Annotated in this window: 6 protein-coding genes and 1 pseudogene; all 7 read right to left on the bottom strand. The window is 65.5% G+C overall.

Annotated elements, in window-relative coordinates; genetic code table 11:
- Positions 1–244: pseudogene (locus DSM100685_RS09710) on the bottom strand (hypothetical protein); the annotation flags it as partial.
- 30 nt (positions 245–274) lie between these two features.
- A complete protein-coding gene (locus DSM100685_RS09705) occupies positions 275–1,204 on the bottom strand; it encodes a carbohydrate ABC transporter permease (protein ID WP_152351141.1) in 930 nt (309 codons plus the stop codon).
- A 471-nt stretch (positions 1,205–1,675) separates the two neighbouring features.
- Positions 1,676–3,559, bottom strand: a complete 1,884-nt coding sequence (locus DSM100685_RS09700) for a sialate O-acetylesterase (protein WP_152351140.1) — start codon at positions 3,557–3,559, stop codon at positions 1,676–1,678.
- A gap of 110 nt (positions 3,560–3,669) precedes the next feature.
- Positions 3,670–5,880, bottom strand: coding sequence for a glycoside hydrolase family 3 C-terminal domain-containing protein (locus DSM100685_RS09695; protein ID WP_152351139.1), 2,211 nt, complete (start codon positions 5,878–5,880; stop codon positions 3,670–3,672).
- 247 nt (positions 5,881–6,127) lie between these two features.
- Complete coding sequence (xylA, locus tag DSM100685_RS09690; RefSeq protein WP_152351138.1) at positions 6,128–7,477, bottom strand: xylose isomerase; 1,350 nt, start codon at positions 7,475–7,477, stop codon at positions 6,128–6,130.
- A gap of 904 nt (positions 7,478–8,381) precedes the next feature.
- Entirely contained in the window at positions 8,382–8,849 is a 468-nt protein-coding gene (locus tag DSM100685_RS09685) for a hypothetical protein (protein WP_152351137.1), read from the bottom strand.
- A gap of 136 nt (positions 8,850–8,985) precedes the next feature.
- A complete protein-coding gene (locus DSM100685_RS09680; protein WP_152351136.1) occupies positions 8,986–10,332 on the bottom strand; it encodes a SpaA isopeptide-forming pilin-related protein in 1,347 nt (448 codons plus the stop codon).
- Positions 10,333–10,342: the final 10 nt, after the last annotated feature.

The following is a 10,342-nucleotide window of genomic DNA, read 5'->3' as shown; positions in this document are numbered from 1 at the left end:
CGGAGACCCACAGGCCCATGTTCGTGAAGATCTCGTCCGGACGACGCAGCGACGAGGCGATCATCCACAGGATCGGGTACAGCATCATGATCGCGAACACGAACACGACCACCTGCTTGACCACCTGCAAAACAATCCTGCGGGTCTTGCCCTCGTCCCTGTGCTCCACGACCGGGGCCTTGGCGATCTCCGGGTCCGACGCGTTCACGCCGGCCACGCCGATATTGGAAGTTGCGTTAGTCATCTTTGATTCACTCCTCACCAGTCAGTGCCGTCAGTCGTCGTAGTGGACCCAGTACTTCGACGCCGCGAAGTTGATGAGCGTGAACACCGCCACGATCAGCACCAAGATCCACGCCATGGCCGCGGCGTAGCCCATCTTCATCTGGCCGAAGCCCTGCGTGTACAGGTACAGCGTGTAGAACAGGGTCGAATCCGACGGGCCGCCGGTGCCGCCCGAGACGATGAACGCTTGGGTGAACGTCTGGAAGCTGTTGATGATCGACATGACCAGGTTGAAGAAGATGATCGGCGAGAGCATCGGCAGCGTGATGGACACGAACTGGCGCCACTTGCCCGCGCCGTCCACCGAGGCCGCCTCGTACAGCTCGCGCGGGATCTGGCGAAGGCCCGCCAGGAAGATCACCATCGGGGAGCCGAACTGCCACACGTGCAGGATGATCAGCGTCCAGTTCGCCGTCGCCGGGTTCGCCACCCACGACTGGGTGAGGTTGAGGCCGAACACGTTCATGAACCGGTTGAACAGGCCGTCCGCGCCGAACACCATCTTCCACAGCACCGCGATGGCGACCGAGCCGCCCATCATCGAGGGCAGGTAGAACGCGGAGCGGTAGAACGTAAGTCCCCTCATGCCGCGGTCCAGGACCACCGCGAGCGCCAGGGCGGCGAGCAGCTGGAGCGGGACCGAGACGATCACGTACGTGAACGTGACCTGCAGCGAGTGGATGTAGCGCGTGTCCTTCATCAGGTTCGTGAAGTTCTGCACGCCCACCCACTTCGGGGAGGTCAGCATGTTGTACTTCGTGAACGACAGGTACACCGACACGATCATCGGCAGCAGCGACAGGCACACCGCGCCCACGATCCACGGCGCCAGGAACGCGTACGCGGGCTTGTTGTCCGTGTACGAATCATGCTTGCCGCGGTTCTTCACCAGCGACGCAAATTCAGCAGCATAACTCATGCCACCACACCTCCTTTGGAGATCTCGACGCAAGCGGTCATTGCATGCGCGAGAGGTCCTTCTGCCAAACGAATGATGGAGCCATCACTCATGGCGAGTCCTTTCCCGAAATTTTAGAACGCTTTCCGAAAGGTCAACAATGGCCTGAAACGTCGCCGTTTCCATCGGTCTTCGTTCTGATGACAGAAACCACTGTACCGCCTGCGAAACAATTAGTCAAATAATTTCACTAAGTGTTTCGTAATTTTCGAAACAGCGATTCGTATCACCTTTCTACAGTGTAACCGGAACTTCCGAACGAAAACGCCGATACTTTCGACATCCACGTCACGCCGGCAGTCAGCCACGCTGCAAACATGGCTTTAGTATGTCCCAGCCCCGCGGCCTGATTTCATTTCGTTGCCAGTAGTTGCCAGTGATTAGTTCAACGGGATGACTTATTGGCCGAAAAGGGCGGCAAATCGGCCCGCGTCACACTTCGAGGTCGATTTCGAACGGGGACGCGGGCAGGCCCTCGCGGCTGCGCAGCACCGGCCGCGGCGAGTCGCCCCACGCATAGCGGACACGCGTGTCCTCGCCGAACAGGCGGTCGCACGGCAGCGGAATCGTCACGGTCACGGGGGACGATACGTATCCGCGCAGCGTCTCGCAGCCCGGGCGGCCCCCGGCCCGCGGATCGATCACGTCGAACGCCAGCTCCTCCCCCGACGCAGCCTCCAGCCCGCCGCCGCAATGCGCGAAGTGCACCGTGATCGCTCCCTGAATCAGCTCCGCGCGAGCGACGATCGGTCCCATGGAATCATGGGATGCCCCGTATACCAGCGATTCCGCGGCATACGCGAACCGGGAGCCGACCGTCTCCTTGTCGAGCGGATGCAGGTCGTTGTCCTCCCCGGCGCCGATCAGCACGGTCATCGCGGTGTTGCCGACCGCCAATGCGCGGCGCTGCTCGTCGCGCAGCTTCGCCCAGCCGCGCGCCTCGAAGGCGATGTTCGGCAGCTGCGCGTAGATGAACGGCAGGTCGGGTTCGCCGAAAGTTTCGCGCCAGCATTGGATCAGCGCCATCATCTTGTCGGCGTAGCGGACCGGCGTGCGCGACGCGTTCGATTCACCCTGGTACCACAGTGCGCCCTTGACGCCGTAACGTCCGATCGGCGCGATCATGCCGTTGTAGCAGGCCGCGGCGAAGCGCGAGAGGAACGTCTGCACGGGCGCGGCGGGCGTGCGCGCGGCCACGGCGAAGCGCCACGGGCCCATCGCGTCCACGTCGATCGTCTCGCCGGCGCACACGATCCGATGCCGCTTGCCGAACCGGAACCCGCCGCCGCTATTCGTATCGATGCGCAGTCGGAAGGCGATGGTGGTGCGTGCGGTCAGCTCCGGAATCTCATAGTTGCGCGGCGGATACTGGTACCCGGTCTGCCCGACGGGTTCGCCGTTCACGTAGCATTCGTCGGCGTCGGTGAGCGTGCCGAAGAACATCCGCGCGCGCTTGCCCACGAACCGCTCCGGCACGTCGATGGTCTTGCGGATCCACACCACGGCGGGCCCGGCGAAGGCGGGATGCGGCGCATAGGCGTCCGAGAGCGCGATTTCGTCCCATGCGGAGTCGTCGAACGCCGGGGAGGCCCAGTCCCCCGCGAGTCCGCGGTCCATGGCGTCCACGACGGCCTCGTACCGCGCGAACGCGGCGGCATAGTCGTCGGCGAGCGCCTTCACATAGGCGTCGTTCCTCCACTTGCCATGGTCCGCGGGCAGCAGGCCGATACGATTCAACCACGCCTCGCCCATCCACGTTTCGATCGTGGTGCCGCCGATCGCGGTCTGCAGCAGACCGATCGGCACGTCCACATGCTCGCGCAGGCGCTTGGCGAAGAAATAGCCGGCCCCGGACACGGACACGTAGTCGTCGCGGCCCTCGACCAGCCATGAACCGCCGCCGAGCGCCTCGCGGGGACCGTGGAAATCCTCGACCTCGGGCACGATGAAGCAGCGCACGCGGTCGTCCTTCGCCTGCGCCACCTCGTCCGGATAGCGCTCGGCGAGGCGACCCATCCACAGCTGCATGTTCGACTGGCCGCCGAGCACCCACACGTCGCCGTAGAGCACGTCGTGCGCGACGAACGTCTCGCCGCCGGACGTCACGGTCAGCGTGTGCGGCCCGCCCGCGGGATGCGGCGGCAGCACGGCCTGCCAGGCTCCGATGCCGTCGGCTGCGGCGGACGCCTCCACGCCGTCGATCGAGACCCGCACGAGGGCCTCCGGCAGGGCCTCGCCCCAGATGCGGATCGACTTGCCGCGCTGCAGCACGGCGCCGTCGCCGAACAGCGGCGACACATGCAGATGATTGGTCATGGGGTTCCTTCCTTCCCTGTGATGTCCATGATGTCCACGGTATCCGCGACGTCCGCGCGGGCACCAACGTCCGCGCGGCGGCCTTCCATTGCCGTCTGCCGGGACGCTAATTACAGTTCGACCGTCGCCTTCAATGGTTCCACGCCGCACAGGGCCGCGGAACGCGCGTCCGGCTGGCTCACGCCCACGGCGACCTCGAACCGGGTGCCGTCCGTGATCCGCTCGCCGTCCTCGTCCACCACGGTGAAGGCGTCCGGGTCGAGGTCGAACGCGACGCGCTTGGTTTCGCCCGCGGCCAGCGAAACGCGGCGGAATCCGGCGAGCTGGCCGTTGCGCGGCGCGAGGGGGGAAACGGGGTTGCGCACATACGCCTGCACCACCTGTTCCTCGCCGCGCGAGCCGGTATTCGTCACATCGACCGCCACGCGCACGGTCCGGGCGGGGCCGGAGCCTTCGCCGGATCCCTCGCCGGCGCCGGAGCGATCTTCCGCTTCCGGATCCCCCACCCGCACATCCAGCCCGCCGAGCGCGGTGCCCGCGTACGTGAGCCCGTAGCCGAACGGGTACAGCGCCTCGCCGGTCATGTATTTGTAGGTGCGACCGGCCATGGCGTAGTCCTCGAAGTCGGGCAGCCCCGAGCAGTCGCGGTAGAACGTGACCGGCAGCTTGCCCGAGGGCGCGGAGGTGCCGAACAGCACGTCCGCCACCGCGTCGCCGCCCTGTCCGCCGGGGTACCACACCTGCATGATCGCCCTGAGGTTCGGATGCTCCTCTAGCCCGTCGAGCGTGAGCGCGCTGCCCGAGGCGAGCAGCACGACCACCGGCTTGCCCGTCTCCAGCAGCCGTTCGAGCAGATGCCGCTGACGGCCCGGCAGGCTCAGGTCGGCCTTGTCGCCGGCGCCCATCGAGTTGCCGGCGTCCCCCTGCTCCCCTTCGATGGTGGAGTCGAGGCCCAGCACGGCGATGGTCACGTCCGCCTGCTCGGCGTTGATCACCGCCTCCGACTCGCGCTCGTCCTCGTGCGAGAGCGTGGACTCGGCGTGCGCGCCGAACAGCGAGCAGCCCAGTCCGGAGTAGACGCGCACGTCGTCGCCGCACGCGCGCTCGATGCCTTCGAGGATCGTGGACTTGTGGCTCTGACGGCCGAAGTAGTTGCCCAGGATCGCCTTGGTGGAGTCGGCGTTCGGCCCGGTGACTGCGATGGCCCGCAGCTTCGATCTGTCGAGCGGCAGGATGCCGTCGTTCTTGAGCAGCACGAACGTCTTCGGCGCGATCGCGCGGTTGTACGTCCGGTGGGCCGCGGTGTCGTTCCGCCCGTAGTCGATCGCGTCCCACTCGCAGTCGTCGGCGAACATGCCGAGCCGCACGCGCGTGGCGTACAGGCGCTCCACGGCATGGGTCACATCGTCCTCGGTGACCAGTCCGCGCTCGATCGCCTCCCGCGTCGCCCCGGAGCATCGTCCGGCGCACAGGTCCAGCCCGGCCCTGATCGCCGCGGCCATCGTCTCCGCCGCGTCCGCCGTGTAGTGGTGGTTCTCATGCACGTCCTCCAGCGCCATGAAGTCGGAGACCACATGCCCCCTAAACCCCCATTCGCCGTACAGATGCCGGCCGAGCAGATCGTCGTTGACGGAGCACGGCTGGCCGTTCGTGGCGTTGTACGCGGTCATCACCGACTCCACGTCCGCCTCCTCGACGGCCGCCTTGAACGCGGGCAGGTACGTCTCCTCCATGTCCTTGCGCGAGGCGACCGCATTGAATTCGTGGCGCTTGGCCTCGGGTCCGGAGTGGACGGCGAAGTGCTTGGCGGTGGCGGCGAGCTTGAGGTAGCGGCCGTCCCCCTGCAGACCGCGGATGAACGCGACGCCGAGCCGCGAGGTCAGGTACGGGTCCTCGCCGTAGGTCTCCTGCCCGCGCCCCCACCGCGGGTCGCGGAAGATGTTCACGTTGGGCGACCAGTATGTGAGCCCCTTGTAGATGTCGCGGTCGCCGTGCGCCGAGTACGCGTTGTATTTGGCGCGCCCCTCGGTGGCGATCACCCCGGCGACGCGTTCGAGCTCGTCCGGGTCGAACATGGCCGCGAGCCCGATCGCCTGCGGGAACACCGTGGCCACGCCGGCGCGCGCCACGCCATGCAGGCCTTCGTTCCAGTAGTTGTACGACGGGATGCCGAGGCGTTCGATCGCGGGCGCGTCGTAGTTGAGCTGCCCGATCTTCTCGTCGAGCGTCATGCGGGCGACGATCTCCCTGGCCCGGGCGAGGGCCTCCTCGTGGGTGATCCGCCGAGCGGCGTGCGATTGATCCGGATTGGCTTCGGCCATGGCATCCTCCATTGGATGGTAAACGCGAATACGCGAAATGCGCCCGGCCGCGGGAGAGGCGGTCGGACGCACGCGTAGGGGAAATCAGGAAGAAAATGGGGAAAGAGGAAGGGAACCGTTGCGAGCCGGTCCGGCTTCGCGCCCCGGTCGGGACGACGAAGCCGGATCAGTCGGCGATAGCGCCGGGTCAGCGCATCTCGGCGCCAGCCTGTGGACGATCCACCGGACCGCCCACGGTTGCGTCGGGTCAGCGCACCTCGGCCAGCGCATCCACGATGTAGTTGTTGATCGTGGCCTTGACGGACTCGAGGTGGTCGGACTTGGTGGCGGCGATGAGCTCGGACTGCGGCTTGTCGAGCGAGTAGGCCTCGAGCTCGGCCAGGGAGGTGGTGCCCTCGTCGATCTTCTTGCCGATGCCCTCGTTGTAGGAGCTGTAGCGCTCGTTCATGAGGTCCTGGATGAAGCCGTCGCGGTTCATCTTGTCGGCGACCAGCAGGCCGGCGGCGTAGGTGTCCATGCCGGCGATGTGGGAGCGGAACAGGTCCTCCTCGTAGAAGGAGGTGCGGCGCGGCTTGGCGTCGAAGTTCAGGCCGCCGCGCGGGCCGATGGAGCCGGCCTGCAGGACCTCCCACATGACGGCGACGGTCTCGTACAGGTCAGTCGGGAACTCGTCCATGTCCCAGCCGATGAGCTTGTCGCCCTGGTTGGCGTCGAGGGAGCCGAGGAAGCCGGCCTCGCGGGCCACGCGGATCTCGTGCTGGTAGGTGTGGCCGGCCAGGTTGGCGTGGTTGCCCTCGAGGTTCAGCTTGAAGACGTCGGTGAGGTCGTGGGCGCGCAGGAACTCGATGGCGGTGGCCGCATCGAAGTCGTACTGGTGCAGCGTCGGCTCCTTCGGCTTCGGCTCAATGAGGAACTGGGCGTCGAAGCCGATCTCCTTGGCGTAGTCGGCGCACATGTGGAAGAACTTGGCCACGTGGTCCGTCTCACGCTTCATCTCGGTGTTCCACAGGTTCTCGTAGCCCTCGCGGCCGCCCCAGAACACGTAGTTCTCGGCGCCCAGGCGCTTGCCGATCTCAAGGCTCTTCTTGAGCTGGCCGCCGGCGTAGGCGTAGATGTCCGCGAACGGGGAGGTGGCGGCGCCGGAGACGAAACGCGGGTTGGTGAACAGGGAGGAGGTGTTCCACAGCAGCTTGACGCCGGTGGCCTTCATGTTCTCCTCGATCTTGTCCACGACCTTGTCGAGGTTGGCGTTGGTCTCGCGCAGGGTGTCGCCTTCGGGGGCGATGTCGCGGTCGTGGAAGCAGAAGTACTCGACGCCCAGCTTGGTGAACAGCTCGAAAGCGTAGTCGACCTTGGCCAGCGCCTGATCCATCGGATCGGTGTACTTGTAGTACGGGCGGTGAGCGGTGCCGGTGCCGAACGGATCGACGAGCTCCTGGTTGAAGGTGTGCCACCAGGCGACGCCGAAGCGCAGCCAGTCCTTCATCTTCTTGCCGGCGACGACCTTGTCCGCGTCGTAGTAGTGGAAGGCGAAGCCCTCCTTGGGGCCCTTCTCGCGGCCGACATACTCGATCTTGTCAACGTCCCACAGACCCATGATTGCTCCTTTGCTGGTGACTGTCGTTGTCTGTCTTCCCCGGCGAAGCCCTTGCGCCCGCCGCGTTGGTTAGATAGTAAAACGAACTCACTATATTTGTCAAATCAAAAAACTTATCTGCTGCACACGGCGTGTCGCGGTTCGACGCAGGACTTCCCCGTCTGAACGGCCCATCCGCCCGGCCGCCAGACTGCCCAACCGACAAGGGAAGACCGACTTTTCCCGGAACAATGGCAGTCTTCCATCGGTGTCCTTCAAAAAATCGCCGTTCCCTTGCCGCTCGCGCATATGGACATTGACCGGCCGATCGTCAGGCGCCCGACCGGTCACACGTCTGACCATGCACGTCCAAGCATGCACGTCCAGGCATGCGCATCCAACCACGGAAGACCGGCATTCCTCTCTCCATCCGCGGCATTCCAACGCCATCCAGCGAAATACATCCCTTCCGTGGTCGACCCGTCACCATACCGGACCACGGAAGGCCAGAATTCTCCCCACGATCCCCGTCATTCCAGCGCCGGCCGATGGAATACACCCCTTCCGTGGTCGGCACATCGCCGCACCAGCCCACGCCCGGCCGCGGAAGCTCACATTCCCGGATGATTGGCGGAATGCCGACGCCGCCGACCGACATCTGCCCTTCCGCGGCCCGAATGCGTGCAGCGAAAGCCAATTCCGCACCCGGCATCGTCTCCCTTGACAAGGGAACCCACATATTTCATTCGACAGGGCGGAATTCCAACGGCAACGACCAAAATATGCCGCTTTATTTGTCATCCGCGCGCACGGCTCATGCATGTTGGAAGGTACCGAACATATGGCCCGCACACATGACAGTCGCGCACGACCAAGGTCCGCACACGGGAAACGCATTCCGAGCACCGGAAGACCGGAAATGAAATCACGGCTTCCGCTCGTCGCTGCCGCCGTCTCCGGTTCTTGTCTCCGTCCCCGTTTCCGTTTGGCCCGCCGCCTCGCGCAGCCGCTCGCATTCCTCGCGCAGCGCCTCCAGCTCCTGCTCGAGACGATAGATCCGCACCGCCTGCGACGCGATCACCCGGTCCTTCTCCCCATACGAAGGCGTCATGATGACAAGCTTCTGATCGGTGCCCTTCAGAATCTTGTCCCGGTTGGCGCGCCACCGCGCCATGCTCCGCTCGATGCGCTTGGCGCCGACCAGACTCTCCGGCATGCCCGCGGAAGCGAAAATCTCCCCCGGTTTGACCCCCTTGGCATACTGCTGCAAAGCGCTGCGACTGAACCACGGCTCGTAGAAGATCCGGTCGCCATGCACCGCGCGCACCGCCGGCAACCCCTCCAAGTACTTGACCTGCTCGTCGGTGAACGCCGGCTCCCCACTGTCCGCCACGACTGCTCCCCCTCCCGCCGGCATGCCCTAGGCATGCGGTTGGATCGTACTGATACAAGAAAAAACGGCTGGACGCCGCGGACCATGTCGCCCGCAGCGTCCAGCGCTGGTTGTTATTCCGCCGTTGCGGTGCGCGTCACGCGCGCAGCAGCGCGTTGGCCTTGCGGCTCTTGACGTACACGGTGCCGGCCGCGCCCGCGAGCAGCAGGCCGATCACCGTGAACATCGCGATGCCAGCGGCACCGGTGTGCGGCAACTGGGTGATGTTCTGCACGTTCACCACCGTCACCGTGCTCGAACCCGCACCCGGCAGGGTCAACAGACCCTGGGCGTCGTTCTTCTTCCAGTCGGACAGCTGGCCCTGGTCGTTGATCGTCACGGTGAAGGAAGGCAGGACGCTCACGCCGGCGATGTTCGAGAGGAACCCGCTCGGCGCCTTGGTCTCCGTGACGGTGTACGTGCCCGCGGGCAGGTTCCTGAACTTCAGCAGACCACCGGCGGGGGTCACGATGTCGATGACGACGTTCTCGGTCGCGGACTGGTCGGCGGCGTACGTGTACGTGGCGCCGTCAGCACCCTTGGTGAACTTCACCACGGTGCTGCCGTTCTTGACCTGGAAGGTGGCGCCGGCCAGGCCCTTGCCGCTCGCGTCGTTCTTCTGCACCTCGAAGCCGCCGGTCGTGGTCGATTCCGGCTGGAGGTTGGTCTTCGTCTCCGCGTAGCCGGACGGCACGTCGGTCGGCTTGCCGTCGATGTACACCGTGCCGGTCTGGGTCGTGAACGGGTCGCCGGCCGCGGTGCCGATCAGGATGTTGGCCAGCGCGCCGTAGGTGATGACGGTCGTCGTCGAGTTGCCGTTCTGGTCCGTGGTCGTCTCGCTGGTGGACGGGTAGTCGTCCTTGGTGGTCGGGTCGATGATCAGGTACAGGCCGGGGCCGGCGAGCGTGCCGAAGTCCAGCGAGTACTCCTTGTTCGTGTCCTGTGCATCCGGGTCCGTCACGGTCAAGTTCGTCGCGACGGTGAACCCGTTGTCCGTCAGGGACCGGCGGACGGCGGTGTTGAACGCCTGCAACGCGGCGGCGTCGAAGCCCTGCTGCGCGAACCACGCCATCGGGTCGCCGATCACCGCGCCGGTGCCGTGCTGGGTATCGGCGGCCTTCGCGGCGGTGATACCCGCGTTCACCGCAGTCACCACGTTCGCATCGGTGCTCGTGACGAGCGTGAGGTTGTTGGCCACGATCTCGTAGCTGGCGAGCTCCACGTACTTGAAGTCGCGCACGGCCTGATCGCCGTTCGCGTCGGCCTTCTTCAGGAAATTCTGCTTGTTCGTGGACTTCAGCGTGATCGTGCCGTTATTAATGTCCGTCTGGGCGATCCTCGCGCCGTCGGCCGGAGCCGCGTTCGCGGTGGTCGCGCCGAACGCGAGCCCGCCGAACAGCGTCGCCGCCGCGGCCAGACCCGCCATGAGCTTCCTCAACTTCATGGGAATTCCT

This window comes from Bifidobacterium avesanii, from assembly GCF_009299475.1.
Lineage (GTDB): Bacteria > Actinomycetota > Actinomycetes > Actinomycetales > Bifidobacteriaceae > Bifidobacterium > Bifidobacterium avesanii.
The sequence above is the reverse complement of the archived record's forward strand: the minus strand, read 5'-3'. Positions and strand labels throughout refer to the sequence as shown.